Origin of the sequence: Sinomonas sp. ASV322 (genome assembly GCF_030908245.1) — a bacterium.
GTDB lineage: Bacteria > Actinomycetota > Actinomycetes > Actinomycetales > Micrococcaceae > Sinomonas.
In genome coordinates, this window is the sequence record NZ_JAVFJJ010000001.1 from 356,057 (window position 1) to 378,378 (window position 22,322).

The 22,322-nt window shown below is 68.6% G+C and carries 20 protein-coding genes and 2 tRNA genes; 15 read left to right on the plus strand and 7 right to left on the minus strand.

What is annotated here, in order from left to right; all coding sequences use genetic code 11:
- Positions 1-19 precede the first annotated feature (19 nt).
- The gene (gene glgA / locus RBS12_RS01625) at positions 20-1,216 is read left to right on the plus strand and encodes a glycogen synthase (RefSeq protein WP_307964294.1); all 1,197 of its coding nucleotides are present in this window, start codon (positions 20-22) and stop codon (positions 1,214-1,216) included.
- Between the two features lie 104 nt (positions 1,217-1,320).
- Here the strand turns inward: glgA and RBS12_RS01630 are convergent, their stop codons facing one another.
- The 3 genes from RBS12_RS01630 to RBS12_RS01640 form a co-directional block, all read right to left on the minus strand.
- Complete coding sequence (locus RBS12_RS01630; protein WP_373886452.1) at positions 1,321-1,773, minus strand: Hsp20/alpha crystallin family protein; 453 nt, start codon at positions 1,771-1,773, stop codon at positions 1,321-1,323.
- A gap of 109 nt (positions 1,774-1,882) precedes the next feature.
- The gene (locus RBS12_RS01635; RefSeq protein ID WP_307964295.1) at positions 1,883-3,979 is read right to left on the minus strand and encodes an acyl-CoA dehydrogenase; all 2,097 of its coding nucleotides are present in this window, start codon (positions 3,977-3,979) and stop codon (positions 1,883-1,885) included.
- On the minus strand, positions 3,976-4,809 hold the full coding sequence (locus RBS12_RS01640; protein ID WP_373886453.1) for a TetR/AcrR family transcriptional regulator: 834 nt from the start codon (positions 4,807-4,809) through the stop codon (positions 3,976-3,978). The genes RBS12_RS01635 and RBS12_RS01640 overlap by 4 nt, the downstream gene beginning before the upstream one ends.
- 90 nt (positions 4,810-4,899) lie before the next feature.
- Between RBS12_RS01640 and RBS12_RS01645 the strand changes: the two genes are divergently transcribed.
- The 3 genes from RBS12_RS01645 to RBS12_RS01655 are packed head-to-tail and all read left to right on the plus strand — an operon-like array spanning position 4,900 to position 8,518.
- Positions 4,900-6,204 carry an acetyl-CoA C-acetyltransferase gene (locus RBS12_RS01645; protein ID WP_307964296.1) on the plus strand — a complete coding sequence of 435 codons (1,305 nt, stop codon included), beginning with the start codon at positions 4,900-4,902 and terminating at the stop codon, positions 6,202-6,204.
- A gap of 11 nt (positions 6,205-6,215) precedes the next feature.
- Positions 6,216-7,595: a 3-oxoacyl-ACP reductase gene (locus RBS12_RS01650; protein WP_307964297.1), complete on the plus strand. Its 1,380-nt coding sequence runs from the start codon at positions 6,216-6,218 to the stop codon at positions 7,593-7,595.
- Entirely contained in the window at positions 7,592-8,518 is a 927-nt protein-coding gene (locus tag RBS12_RS01655) for a MaoC/PaaZ C-terminal domain-containing protein (RefSeq protein ID WP_307964298.1), read from the plus strand. Before RBS12_RS01650 ends, RBS12_RS01655 begins: the two co-directional genes overlap by 4 nt.
- 100 nt (positions 8,519-8,618) lie before the next feature.
- Here the strand turns inward: RBS12_RS01655 and RBS12_RS01660 are convergent.
- Both RBS12_RS01660 and RBS12_RS01665 read right to left on the minus strand, forming a co-directional pair.
- Positions 8,619-8,702 (minus strand) — tRNA-Leu (locus RBS12_RS01660).
- 234 nt (positions 8,703-8,936) lie between these two features.
- Positions 8,937-9,020: transfer RNA gene (locus RBS12_RS01665), tRNA-Leu, on the minus strand.
- 163 nt (positions 9,021-9,183) lie between these two features.
- Between RBS12_RS01665 and RBS12_RS01670 the strand changes: the two genes are divergently transcribed.
- Together RBS12_RS01670 and RBS12_RS01675 are read left to right on the plus strand one after the other, a co-directional pair.
- Positions 9,184-10,506, plus strand: a complete 1,323-nt coding sequence (locus tag RBS12_RS01670; protein ID WP_307964299.1) for a M20/M25/M40 family metallo-hydrolase — start codon at positions 9,184-9,186, stop codon at positions 10,504-10,506.
- Positions 10,507-10,557: 51 nt separating this feature from the next.
- A complete protein-coding gene (locus tag RBS12_RS01675; RefSeq protein WP_307964300.1) occupies positions 10,558-11,718 on the plus strand; it encodes an acyl-CoA dehydrogenase family protein in 1,161 nt (386 codons plus the stop codon).
- Positions 11,719-11,723: 5 nt separating this feature from the next.
- Here the strand turns inward: RBS12_RS01675 and RBS12_RS01680 are convergent, their stop codons facing one another.
- Positions 11,724-11,954 (minus strand): DUF5703 family protein, encoded by a 231-nt coding sequence (locus RBS12_RS01680; RefSeq protein WP_307964301.1) that lies wholly within the window; start codon positions 11,952-11,954, stop codon positions 11,724-11,726.
- Between the two features lie 87 nt (positions 11,955-12,041).
- On the opposite strand from RBS12_RS01680, the gene RBS12_RS01685 reads away from it, so the two are divergent.
- Positions 12,042-12,263 carry a hypothetical protein gene (locus RBS12_RS01685; protein WP_307964302.1) on the plus strand — a complete coding sequence of 74 codons (222 nt, stop codon included), beginning with the start codon at positions 12,042-12,044 and terminating at the stop codon, positions 12,261-12,263.
- 63 nt (positions 12,264-12,326) lie between these two features.
- Entirely contained in the window at positions 12,327-13,601 is a 1,275-nt protein-coding gene (gene mshC / locus RBS12_RS01690) for a cysteine--1-D-myo-inosityl 2-amino-2-deoxy-alpha-D-glucopyranoside ligase (RefSeq protein ID WP_307964303.1), read from the plus strand.
- A gap of 29 nt (positions 13,602-13,630) precedes the next feature.
- Here mshC and RBS12_RS01695 read toward each other — a convergent pair whose 3' ends face one another.
- The gene (locus tag RBS12_RS01695) at positions 13,631-14,533 is read right to left on the minus strand and encodes a PAC2 family protein (protein WP_307964304.1); all 903 of its coding nucleotides are present in this window, start codon (positions 14,531-14,533) and stop codon (positions 13,631-13,633) included.
- A gap of 107 nt (positions 14,534-14,640) precedes the next feature.
- Here RBS12_RS01695 and RBS12_RS01700 point away from each other — a divergent pair, with 107 nt between their 5' ends.
- The 7 genes from RBS12_RS01700 (at position 14,641) to prcB (ending at position 22,321) form a co-directional block, all read left to right on the plus strand.
- Positions 14,641-15,375, plus strand: coding sequence for an HAD family phosphatase (locus RBS12_RS01700; protein ID WP_307964305.1), 735 nt, complete (start codon positions 14,641-14,643; stop codon positions 15,373-15,375).
- Positions 15,372-16,556 (plus strand): site-2 protease family protein, encoded by a 1,185-nt coding sequence (locus RBS12_RS01705; RefSeq protein WP_373886454.1) that lies wholly within the window; start codon positions 15,372-15,374, stop codon positions 16,554-16,556. The genes RBS12_RS01700 and RBS12_RS01705 overlap by 4 nt, the downstream gene beginning before the upstream one ends.
- Before the next feature lie 52 nt (positions 16,557-16,608).
- Positions 16,609-17,625: a tRNA (adenine-N1)-methyltransferase gene (locus tag RBS12_RS01710; RefSeq protein ID WP_307964306.1), complete on the plus strand. Its 1,017-nt coding sequence runs from the start codon at positions 16,609-16,611 to the stop codon at positions 17,623-17,625.
- A gap of 148 nt (positions 17,626-17,773) precedes the next feature.
- On the plus strand, positions 17,774-19,522 hold the full coding sequence (gene arc, locus RBS12_RS01715) for a proteasome ATPase (protein WP_307964307.1): 1,749 nt from the start codon (positions 17,774-17,776) through the stop codon (positions 19,520-19,522).
- Positions 19,523-19,546: 24 nt separating this feature from the next.
- On the plus strand, positions 19,547-21,196 hold the full coding sequence (gene dop / locus RBS12_RS01720; protein WP_307964308.1) for a depupylase/deamidase Dop: 1,650 nt from the start codon (positions 19,547-19,549) through the stop codon (positions 21,194-21,196).
- A gap of 105 nt (positions 21,197-21,301) precedes the next feature.
- Positions 21,302-21,502 (plus strand): ubiquitin-like protein Pup, encoded by a 201-nt coding sequence (locus RBS12_RS01725; protein ID WP_307964309.1) that lies wholly within the window; start codon positions 21,302-21,304, stop codon positions 21,500-21,502.
- A gap of 9 nt (positions 21,503-21,511) precedes the next feature.
- Entirely contained in the window at positions 21,512-22,321 is an 810-nt protein-coding gene (gene prcB / locus RBS12_RS01730; RefSeq protein ID WP_307964310.1) for a proteasome subunit beta, read from the plus strand.
- Position 22,322: the final 1 nt, after the last annotated feature.

The following is a 22,322-nucleotide window of genomic DNA, read 5'->3' on the forward strand; positions in this document are numbered from 1 at the left end:
CACCGACTACGTTGGTCCCGTGCGAATTGACATTGTGACCAAAGAATTTCCCCCGGAGATCTATGGTGGCGCGGGGGTGCATGTCGCTGAGCTCAGCAGGGTCCTCGCCCGCGAGGTCGATCTCAGGGTCCACGCCTTCGGCGCGCCCCGCGACGCGACCGTCGACGGCGCGGCGATCACGTCCCATCAGGTCCCGCCTCAGCTCGCGGGCGCGAACGCCGCGCTGCAGACCCTCGGGATCGATGTCGACATCGTGCCCGAGGTCTCGGGCGCCGATGTCGTCCATTCACACACGTGGTACGCGAACATGGCCGGGCACATCGCGTCGATCCTGTACGGCATCCCGCACGTTCTGAGCGCGCACAGCCTCGAGCCCCTTCGGCCCTGGAAGGCGGAGCAGCTCGGCGGCGGCTATCGTCTCTCGTCGTGGGTCGAGAAGACCGCCTACGAGGCCGCGTCGGCCATCATCGCCGTATCACACGGCATGCGAGACGACATCCTGCGCTGCTACCCGGGCGTTGACCCCGCGAAGGTCCGCGTGGTCCACAACGGCATCGACGTTTCCCTGTGGGGACGCGACGAGGGCACGGACTACGTGCGGGCACTCGGCATCGATCCCGAGAAGCCGTCGGTCGTGTTCGTCGGCCGCAACACGCGCCAGAAGGGCGTGCCGTATCTCCTCAGGGCCGCGTCCAAGCTTCCCGCCGACGTCCAGCTCGTCCTCTGCCTTGGCGCCGCGGACACTCCCGAGCTCGCGAAGGAGACCGCGGCCCTCATCGACGGGCTCAAGGCCGAACGCGAAGGGGTCATCCTCATCGAGCGCATGCTTCCGCGCGCCGAGCTCATCCAGGTCCTGAGCCACGCGACCGCGTTTGCCTGCCCGAGCATCTACGAGCCCCTGGGCATCGTGAACCTCGAGGCGATGGCGTGTGGCGCGGCGGTCGTCGCAACGGCCACCGGCGGCATCCCCGAGGTCGTCGACCACGGGACGACGGGCCTCCTTGTCCCGATCGAGCAGGTCACGGACGGGACGGGCACGCCGTTGGACCCGGAGAAGTTCGTGGGCGACTTCGCCGCGGCCCTGATCGAAGTCGTGTCGGACCCGGCGCGAGCACGTGCGATGGGCAAGGCGGGTCGCTCCCGGGCCGAGCAGAACTTCTCGTGGGGCAGCATCGGCAACGCGACCCTTGAGGTTTACCGCTCGGTCCTCGCCTAGCGACGAAGCGAGCGGACGGCCAACGCCGGCACCCCCAGCCGGCCCCGCGGCCGCGGCGGGAGCGGCCCCGGGGGGCCGCTCGCGGTCGTCGTCCGCTGCCCAGGTCAGTCGCGGCTCACGTTGATTCTCGTGGGACCGGGACCGCTGTCTGATGCCGCGGGGACGCGCACCTCAAGGACGCCGTCCTTGTAGCTGGCCCTGATATCGTCCTGCACCGCGTTCCGCGGGAGCGGCACCGCGCGCGAGAACGAGCCGTAGCGGAACTCCGAGCGGTAGCCCTCCTTGGCCGCGTTCTCGCTGCTCTCCTGACGCGTGGCCCGGATGTTCAGCTCGCCGTCGCGCACCGTGACGTCGACGTCCTGCTCCGGGTCGATCCCGGGGATCTCCGCCCGCACGACGAACGTGTCGCCGTCGCGGAACTCCTCGACCCTCAGCCACCCGGTGTCCCAATCGCCCTCCATAAAGCGGCGGACGTGTTCTGGGAACCCGAAGCGGCGGAACGGCGGCGGCACCGGCATGTCCCACGGCCCCCTGCGCGCCCATCCTTCGCCACCCATGGCATCCTCCTCCAAGGTCTGCCCGGTCCCCGTGGCCGGGCCCTGCCCTCAGGCTAGACCCGGCCTTCCACGCGCGGAAGCCGCGCGAGCGCGGCCCTGAGCGAAACTCTCAGGCCCTCGGCTTGGTCGGCTTGGCGTGCTTCTCGAGGCGCGGCTCCTGGCCTGATTCCCGCAGCGCCGCATAGTACGCCGCGGCCTCGTCCTGGCGCTCGGCCTCGGCACCCGTTGCGATCGGCGCGCGCACATGCTCGGGGCCGTAGCCGAACGCCTCGGCGAGGTCGAGCGCGTGCGGACGGAGCCGGGCAAGGAGGCGATTGATGTACTCGCCGACGGTGCGCCCGCGCTGCATGCTCAGGCGACCGTTCATGAGGTACCACGAGAGGTGCTTCTCGATGAGCGAAAGGCCGAAGAGGTCGCGCAGCCACGTGAGGATCTTCTTTGTGCCCGGGTCGCGGACCTCCGCGAGGGCCTCCGTGAAGGCCTCCCATTGGAGGAGCTCGGCATGAGCCCGGGCCGCTTCGATGAGCTCGTTCTGGTGGTGGTTGAACCGCGCGGCCGCCTCGGCCTGCGGAAGCTTGTTCGCCCCGTGCAGGGCCTGCGCGACTTGGGCGACCATCGTCTGGACGCGGTCGGCGAGGAGCAGACGCTGGGTGTCCTCGTCCCGAAGCGCGAGCGCGGCCCTCTGGGCGCGGCCGCTGTCGCGGACGAACTGCGCGACGGCCCCGAGCCCGGTCTTGTAGGCCACGCCGGCCGCCTGGCCGAGCGCGAACTTCGCGAGCGCCCCGACGCCCATGCCCCGGAATTCCTTGGCGTAGTCGTTGAGGAGGCGCTTGGCGACGAGCTGGAGAAGCACGTTGTTGTCGCCCTCGAACGTCACGTAGATGTCGAGGTCAGCGCGGAGCGATGCGAAGCGGTTCTCCGCGATGAATCCAGCGCCACCGCACGCCTCCCGGCACTCCTGGAGGATGTCGAGCGCGTTCCACGTCGCAAGCGGCTTGAGGGCCGCCGCGAGGGTCTCGAGCTCTTGGCGATCCTCGTCGGAATCGGCACGCCCCGAGAAGACGTCGTCGAACTTTGCCAAGAGCTGTTCGTGGGCGAAGCTCATGGCGTAGGCCGACGCGAGCCGTGGAAGAAGCCTGCGCTGGTGCCGCTGGTAGTCGAGGAGCACCTCCTCGGCCGTCTCGGAGGACGCGTTGAACTGCCGGCGTTCCGTCCCATAGCGGATAGCAGCGGTGAGGGCGAGCTTCGAGGCCGCCGTCGCCGCGCCGTCGAGCGACACGCGGCCCTGGACGAGGGTTCCGAGCATCGTGAAGAAGCGGCGGCCCGGGCTCGAGATGGGGGAGGAATAGGTGCCGTCGGGGGCGACAGCGCCGTAGCGGTTCAGGAGGTTGGTGCGCGGAACCCGCACATGGTCGAAATGGAGGCGCCCGTTGTCGATCCCGTTGAGGCCGCCCTTGACGCCGTCGTCCTGTCCGCCCACCCCGGGCAGGAACTCCTTTGTGTCGGGGTCGCGGAGAGGCACGTAGAACGCGTGGACTCCGTGATTGACGCCCTTCGTGATGAGCTGCGCGAACACGACGGCCGCGAGTCCGTCGTTGGCGGCGTTCCCGATGAACTCCTTCCACGCGGCCTTGAATGGCGTGTGGATGACGAACTCCTCGGCCTCCAGGTCGTAGGTCGCCGTCGTCGCGATGCTCGCGACGTCCGAGCCGTGGCCGATCTCCGTCATCGCGAAGCAGCCGGGCACCTCGAGGGACATGATGCCGGGCAGCCATTCCGCGTGGTGCTCCTCAGTGCCGAGGTGCAGGACAGCCGCGCCGAAGAGGCCCCACTGGACCCCGGCCTTGATCTGAAGCGACGGGTCCGCCGTGACGAGCTCCTCGAACCCCGCGATGTTTCCGCCGTGGTCCTCCTCACCGCCGAGCTCCTTGGGGAAGGCGCGGTGGACCGCCTTGTGGTCAACGAGGTACTTGAGCTGCCCGAAGACGCGCTCGCGGTGTTCCAGGTACGTGAGGCCCTCGAGCTTGTGGAGCTCGGGGCGCCCCGCAAGCTCGCGCGCAATGCGCCGCGTCTCGGCCCAGCCTCCGAGGAGCTGCTCCGCGAGCGACGCGACGTCGACGCGCTCGCCGGACGCCGGTTCGACGGCGAGCGCCTCGTCGGCGGCCTCGCCCGCCGTGGCGATGGTTTCGGAAGCGAGTTCGGTCATGGCTGCTCCTTCGTGGGGATCGGGTCTGCCTCGGCCGAGATGCCAGCGAAGAGCCAGTCGGCGATCATCGCGGCCATCGACTCAAGGGAGGGCTTGTGCGTGGATTCGGGGGTCTCGAGCCAGCGTTCGCCGGCCGCGCGGACCAGCCCGATGGCGGCCGCGGGCCAGAAGGCGATCGTCGCGTGCCGCCCGGGGGCGAGGAGGCGCTGCATGGGCAGCTCGATCATGCCGCCGACGGCGTCGAAGAAGTTCCCGAGCGCCGCGCCGGCCTCAGCGTCGGCCGGCCCGCCGGACGGCACGCGGGTGACGAACTCATACACGTTGGGCGAGCTCGCTGCCATGCCGAGGTACGCGGAGACCATCGCGCGCAGCCCCTCGTGCGGCGTCTGCGCCGCCCGTGCTGCGTCCGCGATGCGGTCTTGCATCTGCGCGAGCACCACCTCGCCCATCGCCGCCTGGAGGCCGGCCTTGTCTCCGAAGTAGCGGTAGAAGACCGACTTGGAGGTCCCCGCGGCCGCGGCGATCTCCTCCATCGGCACCTCGGAACCGAGGCGATGCACGGCGCGTCGCGCCGAGCGGATGAGCTCATGCCGGCGTTCTTCCCGATGGGCGGCCCACCGCGCGCTGCGGCCGTCTCGCCTCTCCGTGTCGTGGCCGAGGGCGTCTTGCCCGACAGTTACTTGCCTCACGGCGTCTTGCCTCACGGCGTCTTGCCTCACGGCGTCTTGCCTCACGGCGTCTTGCCTCACGGCGGGTGCCGGGTGCGTGTCGTTGTCCGCTGCGGGTTCTTGCGCGCGGAGCGGCAGCCGCGCCGCTGGGGGGAGGTTCACGATACCCAGCGTATCAGGTACGCTTGGTATCGGTAATTCAGCTCACACGGGCAATCCACCAGTATCAGGTGACCCCATCCCCACGGAGGCATGATGTCCACCCTGCGCAACGCCGTCGTCGTCGGCGGAAACCGCATCCCGTTCGCCCGCGCCAATGGCCCCTATGCCATGAGCTCGAACCTTGACATGCTCACGGCGGCCCTCGACGGGCTCGTCGCGCGCTTCGGATTGCAGGATGAACGCATCGGCGAGGTCGCGGCCGGCGCGGTGCTCAAGCATTCGCGCGATTTCAACCTCACGCGAGAGGCCGTCCTTGGCTCCTCGCTCTCGCCCGAGACACCGGCCTACGACGTCCAGCAGGCGTGCGCGACGGGGCTCGAGACGGTGCTCAGCCTCTCGGACAAGATCAAGCTGGGCCGGATCGAATCGGCGATCGCGGGCGGCGCCGACAGCGCTTCGGACGCGCCCATCGTCGTGAGCGAGGGGCTGCGCCAAGCGGTCCTCGAGCTCAACCGGGCCAAGACGCTCCAGCAGAAGCTCAGGGCTGTTTCGAAGATCCGGCCCAGGGACGTCGCGCCCGTCGCTCCGGGTACGAACGAGCCCCGCACGGGGCTCTCGATGGGGGAGCACCAGGCTCTCACGACCGCCCAGTGGAAGATCACACGCGAGGCCCAGGACGAACTTGCCCTCGCAAGCCACCGCAACCTCGCGGAGGCCTACGAGCGCGGCTTCTTCGACGACCTGCTGACTCCGTACCGAGGCCTCACGCGGGACGGCAATCTCCGCGCCGATACGTCCCTTGAGAAGCTCGCATCGCTCAAGACCGTCTTCGGGCGTCAGCTGGGCGATCGGGCGACGATGACCGCAGGCAACTCGACCCCGCTCACCGACGGCGCCTCGACGGTGCTTCTCGCCTCCGAGGACTGGGCCGCATCCCACGACTTGCCCATCCTCGCCCGCATCGTCGACGGCGAGGCCGCCGCCGTGGATTTCGTGCACGGCAAGGACGGCCTCTTGATGGCGCCCGTCTTCGCCGTGTCGCGGCTTCTCGGCAGGCTGGGGCTCACGTTCGAAGACTTCGACTACTTCGAGTTCCACGAGGCCTTCGCCGGAACCGTCCTCTCGCACCTCGCCGCGTGGGAGGACGAGGAGTTCTGCCGCGAGCGGCTTGGCCTCGACGGGGCGCTCGGCAAGGTGGATAGGGCCAAGCTCAACGTCAATGGCTCCTCGCTGGCTGCGGGGCACCCGTTTGCCGCGACCGGTGGGCGGATCGTCGCGTCGCTCGCGAAGCAGCTCCATGAGCGCGGTGAGGTCAACGGGCGGCCTGCGCGCGGCCTCATTTCGGTCTGCGCGGCCGGTGGGCTCGGCGTCGCCGCCGTGCTCGAGGCCCGCTGAGGGTGAGCGAGATGACAGACAAGTACACCGCGTTTGTGAGCCACGGCTGGGGCCGCGACCTCGCGAAGCGACTGGGCCTACCGCAGCCCGTGGCCCTTCGCCGCCATGCCCCAGGGGAGCGGCTTCCGGAACCCGTGCTCGTCGTCGGGTCGGGTCCGTCGGCAGGCGTGCTCGCCGCAGCGCTCGAGGATTGGGGGGTCGAGGTGCGCCGTGAGGGGGCGGACGACGGCGGCGCGTCGCCTCAGGTGGGCCCCGACGGCGCTCGCCGATCCAAGCTAGGGGCGGTCCTTCTGGTCCTCGACAGCGTCGAGCGCCCCGAGGACCTGAGCGGGCCGGTGCTTGCCGCCGGCAGGGCGCTCCGTTCGCTCGCCGGGTGCGGGCGAGTCATCACGGTGTCCCGCCGCGCGTCGACCGCTGACGACCCCGCGGTCGCGGCAGCGCGGCAAGGCGTCGAGGGCGTTCTGCGCTCGCTCGCGAAGGAGCTGCGCGCCGGGGCGACGGGCAACGGCATCCTGCTCGCGGAGGGTGTGCCAGCGGATGCGGCGAGCGTGCTCGGTGCGCTGCGCTTCCTCCTCTCGGGCAGATCGGCGTTCGTCGACGGACAGTTCCTCACGGTTGGCACAGATGGGGGAGAGCTTCCCGAGGATCCCGAGCGTCCGCTGAGAGGGAAGGTCGCCGTCGTCACCGGCGCGGCGCGGGGCATCGGTGCTGCGATCGCCCGGACGCTTGCACGCGACGGTGCGAAGGTCGTGGTGGTCGATGTCCCGGCTGCCGGCGATTCTCTCGCGCGGGTGGCCAACGGCGTCCGCGGAACGGCGCTCCAGCTCGACATCACCCGCCCCGACGCCGGCGAGCGCATCCTCGAGCATGCGCTCGGGCGCCACGGTCGCCTCGACATCATGGTCCACAACGCGGGCATCACGCGGGACAAGCTCCTCGCCAATATGGACGACGCGAGGTGGAACTCCGTCATTGCGGTCAACATCGCCGCCCAGCTGCGCATCAACGAGGCCCTGCTCGCGTCCGAGCGGTTCGGTGCGGGGGCCCGCATCGTGTCCGTCTCCTCGACAAGCGGGATTGCGGGCAATCGCGGACAGACGAACTACGCTGCGTCGAAGGCTGGCGTCGTCGGCATGGTGCGTTCGACGGCGGTACGGCTCGCCGCGCGCGGTGGAACGGCCAACGCCGTCGCCCCGGGGTTTATCGAGACCGAGATGACGGCCAAGATCCCGTTCGCGACCCGCGAGGTCGCGCGACGCCTCAACTCTCTCCAGCAAGGCGGGCAGCCGCAGGACGTCGCGGAGGCGATCGCCTTCCTCGCGTCCGACGCGGCAGGCGGCATCTCGGGCAACGTCCTGCGCGTGTGCGGGCAGAATCTGGTGGGCCAATGAGCGCGGCACCTGCTCGAGGGATCGAGACCGTCGAGCTTCCGGAGATGCCCTCGCTGTCGCGTCTGTACGTGGGCGCGGCGCGCGAGGCCGCGAAGAAGCTCATGAAAAAGGGTGCGATGCGCGCGGCCCTTCCGGCCGCCCGCCACCACGTGATCGGGGTTCGGCCGGATCTCGGGAAGATGACGGCGTATCAGTCCCTTCTTGGCGAGACGAAGCTCGACATCGCTCCGGCGGGCTACCTGCACGCGCTCGCCTTCCCCGCGGCGATGTCGGTCATGGCCCGGGAGGACTTCCCGCTCCCGCTCCTCGGGATGGTCCATGTGCGGAACAAGGTCGAGTATCGCCTTCCCGTGCTGTATCCAGACCTCCTCGAAGTCACGGCCTGGGCCGAGGGGCTGGCGGGCCACCGGGCCGGCACGCAGGTCGGGCTAGTTGTCGAGGTGCGGCACGCAGGGAACGACGACGTCGCGTGGCGAGGCGTGTCGACGTACCTCGCGAGGGGCGTCTTTCTGCCGGGGCTCGACAAGCCCAGTCCCGCCGGGCCCCGGGGGGAGTTCCGGGCGCCCCTTCCAACCGCCCTGTGGCGTCTGGGCTCCGAGACCGGACGCGAGTACGCGGCCGTGTCGGGGGATTTCAATCCGATCCACCTGAGCTCGATCTCGGCCCGTGCCCTCGGCATGCGCCGCTCGATCGCTCACGGCATGTACACAGCCTCGCGGGCGCTCGCCGAGGTCGGCGCACAGAAGGGAGACGCGTTCGCGTGGGACGTGACGTTCGAGGCGCCCGTGTTCCTTCCGGCACGCGTGTGCTTGAACATCGCGGACTCAGTCGACGATCATGGCGCGTGGGAGCGGTCCAACTTTGCCGGGTGGAGCCCGACGTCGGGGCGGCGCCACTTCGTGGGAAGCGTCGGCCGGCTGTAGCAAGGTTGAGTTAAAACGACGAACACCCCCGGTCCGAAGACCGGGGGTGTTGCCGATGTCGCTAGTCATCCATGAAGGATGTCGCGAGCCATCACATGTGTGCGCGGAGGGGGACTTGAACCCCCACGCCCTAAACGGGCACTAGCACCTCAAGCTAGCGCGTCTGCCATTCCGCCACCCGCGCAGGTGACTCCGGAGGGGTCCGCTTGATGCTTTTCCCATCGGGGCAACGAGTAGATACTCTACACCATTCGAGGCAGGCCGATGACACGCTGCAAGGCGTGGCGGGTCGCCCTCGTTCGCGTTGCCCTAGTCCGATCCGAACCCCGTGATCCCTGGAAATCCGGGCGGCGCGGCGCAGTGGATGCTTGTGGAAACGACGAATGCCCCGGCCTTCAGACCGGGGCATTCACCAACGTGCGCGGAGGGGGACTTGAACCCCCACGCCCTAAACGGGCACTAGCACCTCAAGCTAGCGCGTCTGCCATTCCGCCACCCGCGCAGGTGGTCTCGGAAAGCAACACATGAAGCGTTTTCCTCCCGAACAGCGAATAAAACTCTACACGATTCTGAGCGCATGAAGAAATCGGGAGCTCCCACAGCCGTCCAAGGGTTCGCGGGCTAGGCTGGCTTCACCGAACCGTCGATGCCGAGGAGGAACTCCCATGTCCGACCGCCCAGTCGAGGGCCCGCTCCGCGCGGAAGACGAGGTAGTCCAGATCTGCCGGGACCTCATCCGGTTCGACACGAGCAACTTCGGCGACGCCGCCGGCCCGGGGGAGCGCGCAGCGGCGGAGTACACGGCGGGACTCCTCGAAGAGGTCGGCCTCGCTGCGGAAATCTTCGAATCGGCGCCTGGCCGCGCGTCGGTCGTCGCCCGCCTTGAGGGCACGGATCCTTCGGCGAGCGCGCTCGTGGTGCACGGGCATCTCGACGTGGTTCCCGCGCAGAAGGAAGACTGGAGCGTCGACCCCTTCGCCGCCGAGCTCAAAGACGGGCTCATCTGGGGGCGCGGCGCGGTCGACATGAAGGACATGGACGCGATGGTCCTCTCGGTCGTCAGGGAGCTCCAGCGCACCGGAACCCGCCCGAGGCGCGATCTCGTCATCGCGATGTTCGCGGACGAGGAGGCGGGAGGCACCTACGGTGCCCGATGGGCCGTGGATCACCGCCCCGAGCTGTTCGACGGCGCGAAGGAGGCGATCAGCGAGGTCGGCGGTTTCTCCGCCGAGATCGGGGGCCAGCGCACGTATCTCCTGCAGACCGCGGAGAAGGGCCTTTCGTGGCTCAGGCTCACGGCGTCGGGGCGCGCGGGACACGGATCGCAGACGAACACGGACAACGCCGTCACACGGCTCGCGCGCGCGGTCTCGCGGATCGGGGACTACGAGTGGCCGATCGAGCTCACGGATACGACCCGTCGATTCCTCGATGGCGTCACCGAGCTCACGGGCATTGAGTTCGACCAGGAGAATCCGGAGATCCTCCTCAAGGAGCTCGGCACCCTCGCGCGCTTCGTTGGCGCGACGCTTCAGAACACCTCGAACCCCACGGTGCTCAAGGCCGGCTACAAGGACAACGTGATCCCAGGGCACGCCGAAGCTCGTGTCGACGTCCGCACGCTCCCGGGCCAAGACGAGCTGGTGCTCGAGAAGATCAGGGAACTGGCGGGCGACGGCGTCGACCTCGCCTACGTCCACCACGATGTCTCGCTCGAGACCCCGTTCGAGGGGTCGCTCGTCGAGGCGATGGTCGGGGCGCTCGAGGCCGAGGATCCCGGGGCGAAGGTCCTTCCCTACACGCTCTCGGGTGGGACCGACAACAAGTCGCTCAGCCGCCTTGGCATCACGGGGTACGGCTTTGCGCCGCTCCAGCTTCCCTCCGACCTCGACTTCACCGGCATGTTCCACGGCGTCGACGAGCGTGTCCCGGCGGCTTCGCTCGAGTTCGGAGCCCGCGTGCTGCGGCGCCTCCTGACGACGTACTGATCCACTGCAGCGCAAGCGCCCGCCGGGGACCCTCGACGACAAGGAGGCGGCATGAACCTCGATCCCTCTGTTGTGCTGCCGGAAGCGCTCATCGAGCGCATCCACTCGAGGGCGCCCGGCTACGACGAGCGCAACGAGTTCTTCCGGGAGGACTTCGACGAGCTCGCGGCCTCCGGCTACCTCAAGGCGTTCGTCCCGGAAGCCGCCGGCGGGCTGGGAGCCAGCCTGGCCGACGTCGTTCGCCTTCAGCGGCGCCTCGCCGCGGCCGCGCCGGCCACGGCGCTCGGGGTCAACATGCACCTCGTGTGGACCGGCGTCGCACGTGTCTTCCAGACACGCGGCGACACGGCGCTCGACTTCGTCCTCGACGAAGCGGCGGCTGGTGAGGTCTTCTCGTTCGGGATATCCGAGGCGGGCAACGATTCGGTCCTGTTCGATTCGGTGACCGCGGCCGTTCCCGACGCCGATGGCGGCTACCGTTTCACGGGGACGAAAGTCTTCACGAGCCTCGCCCCCGTCTGGACCCGCATGGGCACGTTCGGCAAGGACACGACCGGCCCGGAGCCGGCGCTCGTGTACGGCTTCATCCGCCGCGACGCGCCGGGGTGGCGGCATCTCGATGACTGGGACACGCTCGGCATGCGCGCGAGCCAGTCGTGCACGACCATCCTCGAGGGCGTTCACGCGCCCGCCGACCGCATTGTTCGACGGCTGCCGGTCGGTCCCAATCCGGATCTGCTCGTCTTCGGGATCTTCGCCGTCTTCGAGACCCTGCTCGCCGCCGTGTACACAGGGATCGCAGAGCGTGCACTTGCGCTGGGTGTCGAGGCGGCGCACCGGCGCACGTCACTCAAGAACGGCGGTCGGCCGTACGCGAAAGATCCCGACATCCGCTGGCAGCTCGCCGATGCCTCGATGGCAGTCGACGGCGTGCTGCCGCAGCTCGAGCGGGTGGCGGACGACGTCGACGCCCTCGTCGACCGCGGCACCGCCTGGTTCCCGGCGCTCAGCGGCCTCAAGCACCGGGCGACCGAGACGGCCCGCCGCGTTGTCAACACGGCCGTCCGCGTGGGCGGCGGGGGAGGGTATTTCCGCTCTCACGAGCTCCAGCGGCTCTACCGCGACGTGCTCGCGGGCCTGTACCACCCGTCCGATCCCGAGTCTGCGCACGCGACCGTTGCGAACGCCCTTCTCGGGCCGCTCGAGGACTGAGACGGCTACGGAGTCCGCTCGACGACCATGACCCGTCGTCGGAGCCAGTACATCCGACCCCCGCCCATGTAGAGCCGGCTCCGTTCGAGCTCCCATCGGCCGTATTCTGCGTGCTCCCGCACACGTTGGCGGGCCTCGGCCAGCGACTCTCCCGGATTGACGGACAGCACGAGATACTCGTACGGCCCCTTGAGTGCCCCGCTGGCAGGACTCGAGCTGAGGATCCGTTCCTTCATGGCCTCGCTTCCTGACGTATGCCAACATCGCCTTCGGCGCCGGGGGCCGTCTAGGCAGTGCCCCGGAATCAGATTACCGTGGGGGCCATGAGCATCGACCCGCGCGTTGCCCTCAATTCGCTCACGGCGGCCCTCGAGGAACACCTTGTGGCCGCGGCTTCCCGCCGCGGCGATGACGATCCTGCCGTCGAAACCGCCTATTTCGCGGTCGCGGATGCCTTCGAGGCTTATGCCGACGCGCTCTACGATGCCTACGGCGAAGACCTTCCGATAGATCTGCTCGAAGAGGGCGGGGAGGAACAAGGCTAGGCCGTCCGGGTCCTGCGGCGCACGAGTTGCGGGGCGCGCTCGCCCTGGCACTAGGCTTGTGGGGTGAAGACTTGGCGCCAGGCTCCCGTTCCTCCCCTCCCCGGTCGGAGCGGATCGATCCGGCTGTGGGACTCCGCCCGCGGCGAGCTTGCTGAGCTTCCAACGGCCGCCGAGCAGTCGGTGTACGTGTGTGGGATCACGCCGTACGATGCGACCCACCTCGGACATGCCGCGACCTACGTCGCGTTCGACGTGCTCAACCGTGTGTGGCGAGACGCGGGAAGCGCCGTCGCCTACGTGCAGAACACGACCGACGTCGACGATCCGCTCCTTGAGCGCGCGGACGCGACCGGCGTCGACTGGCGGACCCTCGCGAAGGAGCAGATCGCCCTCTTCCAGGCCGACATGGAAGCGCTCAACGTGCTTCCCCCGGACCATTACATCGGTGCGGTCGAGTCGATCCCGTGGATCGTCCCCGAGGTTGAGAGGCTCCTCGACGAGGGGCTCGCCTACCAGCTCGCCGGCTCGGAGGGCGAGCCCGACGGCGACATCTACTATGACGTGACCGAGGCGACGCGCAGGGCCGACTTACCCGAGGCATGGCGCCTCGGGCAGGTTTCGCACCTCACGGTCGCGGAGATGATCTCAGTCTTCGGCGAGCGGGGAGGCGACCCCGAACGCCCGGGCAAGCACAGCCCGCTCGATCCGATCCTGTGGCGCGAGGCCCGGCTCGGCGAGCCCCATTGGGACGGCGGAACTCTGGGCCGAGGCCGTCCCGGCTGGCATATCGAATGCACGGTCATCGCGCAGCGCTTCCTCCCGGCACCGTTCACCGTCCAGGGCGGCGGCTCCGACCTCGCGTTCCCGCATCACGAGATGGGAGCAGGCCACGCATGGTCGCTGCACCACGTGCCGCTCGCGCGGCATTTCGCCCACACGGGCATGGTGGGGCTCGACGGGCAGAAGATGAGCAAATCGCTCGGAAACCTCGTCCTCGTCTCAAAGCTGCGCGCGGCCGGCGAAGAGCCGCAGGCCATCCGGCTCGCGATCCTCGCCAACCACTACCGTTCCGACTGGGAATGGACCGCGGAGCTCTTCGACGCGTCGAAGGCACGGCTGGCCCACTGGCGGGACGCGATCCCGCACGCCCCGCTGGGATCGGGGGAGCTCCTTCTCGCCGAGATCCGCAAGGCCCTCGCCGATGATCTTGACGCGCCTCGGGCGCTCGCGGCCGTCGACAAGTGGGCCGATGACGCCCTCGCGGGCGGCGACTCCGAGCCGGCCGACGGCGCGCTCGTCACCGCGGTGCTCGACGCGCTCCTCGGCGTGCGCCTCTAGGCTTCGAGCGCCGGCCTCGGGACGGCGTCTCAGGTCGTCGAGGCGCCCCCGTCTTTGCCGCGGCGCTTGAGATAGCGCTCGAACTCTCGCGCGATCGATTCGCCCGTCGCCTCCGGGAGATCGGCCGTGTCCTTGGCCTCTTCGAGCTGCTGGATATAGGCCGCGATCTCCGGGTCCTCCGTCGCGAGCTCGTTGACGCCCCGCTCCCAGGCTTCGGCATCCTCGGCGAGGTCATTCGTATCGAGCGGGATCTGGATGAGCTCTTCAATCCGGTGCATGAGAGCGAGCTGGGCCTTCGGCGAAGGCGCCTGAGCGACGTAATGCGGAACGGCCGCCCAGAGCGAGACGGTCGGAATCCCCTGATGGTCCGCGGTATCCGCGAACACACCGACAATGCCGGTCGGACCCTCGTACTGCGAGGCCTCGAGGTTGAGGCGTTCCCTCAGGTCGCCCGTCTCGCTCGTGGCCGTCACCGGAATCGGCCGGCTGTGCGGGACGTCAGCTAGCAGGGCCCCGACGACGACCAGGTAGTCGACGCCGAGGTCTTCGACGAACTCCATGAGGTCCTCTGTGAATGCACGCCAGCGGTACGACGGCTCGGTGCCCTGTACGAACACGAGATTGACCGGGTAGTCCTCAAGCCGCGCGGTGGAGATCCGCGTCGAAGGCCAGCGGATCCTGCGGCGGCCCGAACCGGAACGGCGGACCGTGGGCCGCGTGAACTGGAAGTCGTAGTAGTCGTCGGCGTCGATGGCCCCGACCTTCTGGGCCCCGAATTGCCGCTTGATGGCGCGCACCGCCTCGCTCGCAGCCTCGCCCGCGTCATTCCAGCCTTCGAAGGCCGCGATCATGACCGTGACCCGCTCGCCCTCGGTAGGCGTCGGGAAGAGGCCGGGGTGGGGAGCCGGGGCGTCGGCGTCGAACTCGTTCATCGCTCCAGACTATGACCATGCACCCGCGTTCGCAGGGTCGTTGGGGTCAGCGTCGTGCGAGTTTCGCGCAGGGAGTACACGCCGTGGCGCCCCGTAGACTGGTGCATATGCGCCTCCCCGCCGAAACTGACGCTGCCCTGCGTGCCGTCCTCTGGGATATGGACGGCACGCTTGTCGATACCGAGCCCTATTGGATCGTCGCCGAGCACGAGCTCGTCGAGTCCTTCGGCGGGACGTGGGGGCACGAGCAGGCCATGCGCCTTGTCGGCCAGGCGCTTCCGACGTCCGCCGGCATCCTCCAGGAGGCCGGAGTCGCGATGGGAGTGCGCGAGATCATCGACACCCTGACCGCGCGCGTCGTCGAACAGCTCGGCGTGGCCGTCCCGTGGCGTCCAGGCGCACGCGAGCTGCTGACGGAGCTTTCCGCGGCGGGGATCGCGTGCGCGCTCGTGACCATGTCCGAGCGGCCCATGGTCGAGCGCATCCTCAAGCACCTCCCGGCGGGTACGTTCGCGGCCGTCGTCACGGGGGACTCCGTGACTCGCGGCAAGCCAGACCCCGAGCCATACCTCAAGGCCCTTGACCTGTTGGAGGGTGGGCTCCCGGGCCTCACCGACTCTGAGTGCGTCGCGATCGAAGACTCGCTCCCGGGCGCGACCTCAGCCGTCGCGGCAGGCCTCGCGACCATCGTCGTGCCGAATGCCCTCGACCTCCCCGTGGACTTGGGTGCTGCGCATTGGGCCACGCTCGCCGGCCGCACCGCCGGCGACGTCGCGGCGGTTCTCTCCCAGGTCGTCACGGCACAGGCCGTCACGGAAACAGCGGACCGGGTGGGCGCGTGAGCGGAAGCCTTGGCGATCAGCAGCCGCCGCGGCCCGAGGGGGAGCACGCCCACTCCGCGGCCGGGCGATCCCGGGACGGGATCCGCCTCGGACGAATCGCGGGGGTGCCCGTCTACCTCGCGTATTCGTGGTTCCTCATCGCGGGCTTCACCGTCGTCGTGTACGGGCCCACCCTTCAGCTGCGCCAGCCCCAGCTCGGCACGGGTGCCTACCTCGTGGCATTCGCATACGCCGTTCTCCTGCTGATCTCAGTCCTGGTCCATGAGCTCGCGCATGCCCTGAGCGCTCGGGCGTTCGGATGGCCCAGCCAGAAAATCGTCCTCAACCTGTGGGGCGGCCACACCCAGTTCGAGAGCTTCACCGCGTCGCCCGGCAAGTCCGTTGTCGTCGCCCTCGCGGGGCCCGCGGCCAATCTCCTGCTGGCCGGCGGTGCGTGGGCGCTCGTGAACGCGGTGAGCCTCCACGGCGTCGCGGACATCCTCGCCAACATCTTCATGTGGGCCAATTTCCTCATTGGACTCTTCAACGTCCTCCCGGGGCTTCCGCTGGACGGCGGCCGGCTTGTCGAGAGTGCGGTCTGGAAGGCAACAGGCTCACAGGAGAAGGGGACCATTGCGGCGGGATGGGCGGGGCGCGTCGTCGTCGCCGGCGTGGTCTTCCTCGGCGTCGTCCTCCCACTCCTTCAGGGCCAAGGGTTGGACATCTCGTTCACCCTCGTGACGGTGCTCATCGCGGGATTCCTGTGGCAGGGCGCTACCGCCTCGATCCGCAACGCCGGGTTCCGCAGCCGCCTTCCCAACGTCGTCGCGGGCAGACTCGCAGCTCCGGCCGTGGGCGTGCCCAATTTCGCCACGGTAGAGCAGGCCGTCGGGGCAGGCGCCGGGCAAGGCACCGTCGTCGTCCTGTGCGCGCCCGACGGCAAGCCGCAGGGCGTCGTCGATCCGGCGGCGATCGCCCGCGTTCCCCACGAGGCCTGGGCCTCCACGCCCGTCACCGCGGTCGGGTACGCCCTCGCGCCAGGCGCGTATGTTCCCGAGACTGCGTCGGGCCAGGAACTCGTCCAGTACCTCTCCCAGCTCCAAGGCACCGAGTACGCCGTCGTCGACGCCTCGGGCCGCGTCGTCGGCCTGCTGAGCCAGCGTGCCGTCGTCGCCGCCATCTCCGGCCGCCCCGCGCGTTAGCCACGGGCGACGTGCGTCGCCCTGAAAGCTCCACCTCATGAAGAAGGGACCCATGACCGAAAGCAGCACTCCGGCATCGCCCGCGCTCGCCCCGGAGCCCACGGGCTCGGCCATCCGCCGCGGGCCATTCCGGGTCGGCGAGCGGGTCCAGCTCACCGACGAGCGCGGCCGCATGAACACGATCACTCTCGAGGCCGGGGGTGCGTTTCACACCCACAAGGGCTTCCTGAACCATGACGCGGTCATCGGACTGCCCGACGGCTCGGTCGTGACGAACACGGCAGGGCACCAGTATCAGGCCCTCCGGCCGCTGCTGTCTGACTTCGTGCTCTCGATGCCGCGCGGTGCGGCGGTGGTGTACCCCAAGGACGCCGGGCAGATCGTCACGATGGCAGACATCTTCCCGGGCGCTCGAGTCGTCGAGGCCGGGGTGGGCTCCGGCGCCCTGTCGATCTCCCTCCTTCGGGCGGTGGGCGACGGCGGGTACCTCCACTCGTTCGAGCGCCGCAAGGAATTCGCTGACATCGCGCGCGGCAACGTCGAGACGATCTTCGGGGGGCCGCATCCCGCGTGGCGGATCTCGCTCGGCGACTTCCAGGAGGAGGTCGTCAAAGCAGAGGAGCCGGCGAGCGTCGATCGGGTCGTGCTCGACATGCTCGCGCCATGGGAATGCCTCGACGCCGTCGCCACAGTCTTGGCCCCCGGCGGCGTGTGGATCAACTATGTCGCGACGGCGACCCAGCTTTCGCGGACGGCGGAAGCGATTCGTGCGGACGGCCGGTTCACCGAGCCTGATGCCTGGGAGTCGATGGTCCGCGGGTGGCATCTCGAGGGCCTTGCCGTCCGCCCCGAGCACCGCATGGTGGGGCACACGGGTTTCCTCCTCGTCACCCGGCGGCTCGCCGAGGGCGTGGCGCCGCTCGTCCGCAAGAAGCGGGTGAAGACGGAGTTCAGCGAGGAAGACCTCAACGCCTGGACCCCTGAATCCGTTGGCGAACGCGCCGTGTCGGACCGGAAGCTGCGCCGGGCCGCGCGCGACGCCCGAGCCGGGCGGCCAGAGGAAGCCTGAGCGTCGCTTCGCGGATGCTTTTTGGCCTCCCAAACGTTGCGTGAGTGTAACGCTTAGTGACTCTGGTGCTTCGGAGAGTTTCGGCTGGCTCTTGTGGAGCTAGTGTCGAAGTATCGGAAGATCCGAGCGGTGGGAGGGTGTGAGAGTCATGGAAGAGCGCGATGGGACCGGGACCGGTCGCGACGATGCCGTCCAGCGTGCAAACGCGGAGCAATTGAGCGTTCTCGAGCGTCAGGTCAACGTCCTCCGGGATAAGCTCCGGGCGGTGGATCGGCAGCTCTCCGCGGCGACGTCGAACAACACCCGCATGTCGGAGATGCTGCAGACGGCCAAGTCCGAGATCGTACGGCTCAAGGCCGCCCTCGAGCATGAGGGCCAGCCCCCGTACAGCTACGGCACGGTTGTCCAGCTCAATCGCCGCCGTCCGGCCGGGGGCGCCGCGGCTGCCGTGACGGACGAGAGCGTCGACGTCGTGACATCGGGGCGCAAGATCCGCGTGGGCCTCAGCCCGCTCATCTCCCTCTCGGAACTGAGCGTCGGCCAAGAGGTACTTCTCAACGAGGCGTTCGAGGTCGTCGCGGGCCTTGGCTATGAGCGTTCCGGCGAGCTGGTGACGATCAAGGAGCTGCTGAGCCCTGATCGCGTCCTCGTGATCGGTCGCGGCGACGAGGAACGCGTCGTCAGGCTCTCCGGGCCGCTCCTCCTCGAGCAGCTTCGGGTGGGCGACGCCGTCTCGATCGACAACCGGACACAGACCGCCCTCGAGAAGGTCCCACGCTCAGAGGTCGAGAATCTCGTCCTCGAGGAGATTCCGGACATCAGCTACGCGGACATCGGCGGCCTCGCCTCCCAGATCGAACAGATCCGGGACGCCGTCGAGCTACCGTTCTTGCACCCGGGACTGTACCGCGAGCACGGGCTCAAGGCCCCCAAGGGCATCCTCCTGTACGGCCCCCCGGGCTGCGGCAAGACGCTCATCGCGAAGGCCGTCGCCAATTCGCTCGCCGCTCGGGCGATGGAGCGCGCTGGCCAGGACATCAGGAGCTACTTCCTCAACATCAAGGGCCCGGAGCTTCTCGACAAGTACGTCGGGGAGACCGAGCGCCACATCCGCCTCATCTTCTCGCGAGCCCGGGAGAAGGCGTCGGACGGAAGCCCTGTCGTCGTCTTCTTCGATGAGATGGACTCGCTGTTCCGCACCCGTGGGACGGGGGTCTCCTCCGACGTCGAGACGACGATCGTCCCGCAGCTTCTGAGCGAGATCGACGGAGTCGAACGCCTCGACAACGTGATCGTCATCGGCGCGTCGAACCGCGAGGACATGATCGACCCCGCAATCCTCCGGCCAGGCCGGCTGGATGTGAAGATCAAGATCCAGCGACCCGACGCCGAGGCCGCGGCGGACATCTTCTCGAAGTACCTCACCGCCGACCTACCAATCCACACGGCGGATCTTGGCGAGCACGGAGGCGACCCCGAGGCGACGGTCCAAGCCATGATCCAGCGGACCGTCGAGGCGATGTACTCGACGGACAAGGTGAATGAGTACCTCGAGGTGACCTATGCGAACGGCGACACCGAGATCCTGTACTTCAAGGACTTCAACTCTGGCGCGGTGATCCAGAACGTCGTGGATCGCGCCAAGAAGGCAGCCATCAAGGAGCTTCTCACCACGGGTTCGAAGGGCATCCGGGTCGAGCACCTCCTCCGCGCCGTGGCCGATGAGTTCCGCGAGCACGAGGACATGCCGAATACGACGAATCCCGACGATTGGGCGCGCATCTCCGGAAAGAAGGGAGAGCGCATCACATACATCCGGACGATCATCCAGGGCAAGGGAGGCAGCGAGCCCGGTCGCACGATCGAAACGGCCCAAAGCACCGGCCAGTACCTGTGAGTCGGCACCGGGAAGGGGAGTGACATGTCGACCAGCGAACACGGGCCCGACGGCCTGCCAGCGGGCGGAGCCCTACGGGTCATGGGCTCCGAGACCGAGTACGGGATCCATGCGCCGTCGACGCCGGGAGCGAATGCGACATATCTCTCGTCACAGGTGATTGCTGCATACGCGCGCCTCACGCGGGAACGGCTCCATGCCTCGCCGGGGGCCGGGTGGGACTACACCGACGAGACGCCGCTTCGAGATGCCCGCGGCTGGTCGGTTCGGCGCAGCCAGGCTCATCCGGATCTCCTGACGGATCTCGAGCCCGTGCTCACGGCGGAGGGCGTCGCGCTCGCCCACGGTCCTGCCGAGATCGAGCTCGACGGCGATCAGGAGCCGGCTCTCATGAACCTCGTGCTGGGCAATGGCGCGCGCCTCTATGTTGACCACGCCCATCCCGAGTACTCGAGCCCCGAGGTCACGAATCCGCGCGATGCGGTGGTTTGGGATTCCGCGGGGGACGCCGTGGTCCTCGCCGCCGTGAGGGCGCTCGCCTCCGACCCCGAGCACGGGCCGATCAACCTGTACAAGAACAACACCGATGGCAAGGGTGCTTCGTACGGCTCGCACGAGAACTACCTCGTGCCGCGTTCGGTGCCGTTCTCGGACCTCGTCCGCGGCCTCATCCCGTTCTTCGTTTCGCGTCAGCTCGTCTGTGGGGCAGGGCGCGTCGGCATCGGGCAGGACGGCCGGACTCCGGGATTCCAAGTGAGCCAGCGTGCTGACTTCTTCGAAGCCGAAGTCGGGCTCGAGACCACGATGCGCCGACCCATCATCAACACGCGGGACGAGCCGCACGCCGTCGCCGACAAGTACCGGCGCCTGCATGTGATCGTGGGCGACGCCAATTGCAGCCACGTGGCGAACTATCTCAAATTCGGCACGACGGCTCTCGTGCTGAGCCTCATCGAGGCGGGCGCCGCCCCCGCGATCGAGATCCACGAGCCGGTAGCCGCGATGCATCGGCTCAGCCATGACACCGACCTGCGCGAAACAGTGCGCTTGCTGGACGGACGCCGGCTCACCGGGCTCGAGCTCCAATGGATCTACTTCGAGGCGGCTGCCAAGCTCGCGGCCGACGCCGGAGTTGCTGCCGAACACGGGGGAGACGGGCATACCGCCACGGTCCTGCGGCTCTGGGAGCGCGCCCTCACCGCGCTCGGATCGGATCTGGATGCCGCAGCCGGCTACATCGAATGGGCGGCGAAGCAAATGGTCCTTGAGGGCTACCGTGCGCGAGACGGCCTCGCCTGGAGCGACCCGCGACTCGGCCTCATCGACATCCAATGGTCGGACGTCCGCCCCGAGCGCGGCCTCGCGAATCGGCTCATGGCGAGCGGGCGCCTCTCGCGCATGGCGGACGACGTCGAGATCGCCCGCGCGGCGATCGAACCCCCGGAGGACACCCGGGCCTGGTTCCGCGGAAAGAGCATCCAGCGATTCCCGGCCAACGTCGCCAGCGCGAGCTGGGACTCGGTCGTGTTCTCGCCGCCGGGCAGCTACCGGCTTCAGCGCGTCCCCACCCGTGAGCCGCTGCGCGGCACGCGCGCGCTCACGGGCGGGCTCTTCGAGAGCCACCCGGATATCCAGGGGTTCCTCGACGCGCTCCTCGGGGAGCGGCATACCTAGCTCCACGGTCCTGCTTCCCGAAGTCCGGTCAACGGCATGAAAGAGTGACAGTATTGGTCTCACAGCCCGTCGCACAGGCGGCGAGTTCGATGCAAGGAGGCGGCTATGGCCGGTCAGGAGCAGAAGAGCAGCCAGTCACGGGAAGACGTCGAAGACGTCGAACCGGGTGCCGCGCCCGCACCGGCTGCTCCGCAGGCGTCTGAGGCGACCCAAGGCGTTGACGATCTGCTCGACGAGATCGACGGCGTGCTTGAGAGCAACGCCGAGGAGTTTGTGCGAGGTTTCGTCCAGAAGGGCGGCCAGTAGGCCTCCAGGATGAACGACTTCCTCGCAGAACGCGTCGTCGGCAACGCGACGTCGTCCTTCACCGAGCATCTGGCAGCCGTTCGTCCGGACCTGCTCCCATCGAATCGGGTGGTTCCGTCTGACGCGTCCCACCTCTCACCGCACGGTACAACCGTCGTCGCGATGTCTTTCGCGGGCGGGGTCCTCATGGCCGGCGACCGCCGTGCAACGATGGGCAGCATGATCGCGAGCCGGCACATCGAGAAGGTCTTTCCGGCGGATCAGTACTCGGTCCTCGGAATCGCCGGAGCGGCCGGTCTCGCAGTCGACATCGTGCGCCTCTTCCAGGTCGAACTTGAGCATTACGAAAAGATCGAGGGCACGCTCCTGAGCCTCGAGGGGAAGGCCACGCGGCTCGGGGCGATGATCCGCGCGAATCTGTCGCTCGCGCTCCAGGGCCTCGCGGTGGTCCCGCTCTTCGCGGGCTTTGATCTGTATCAGGGCGTGGGGCGCCTCTTCTCCTACGACGTGACGGGCGGCCGCTACGAGGAACTCGAGCACCACTCGGTGGGCTCGGGATCCGTCTTCGCGCGCGGAGCCCTCAAGAAGCTGTGGCGGCCCGGCCTCGCGGAGGCCGATGCCGTTCGGGTCTCCGTCGAGGCGCTTTTCGACGCGGCCGACGACGACTCCGCGACAGGCGGCCCGGATCCCCTCCGTCAGCTCTGGCCGGTCGTGTACACCGTCACCCGCGTGGGGAATCGGCGGGCGTCCGAGAACGAGCTGGCGCAGATCGCGGGCGACATCTTCGAGCAGCGCAGCATCGCAGGACGGGAGGCCTGAC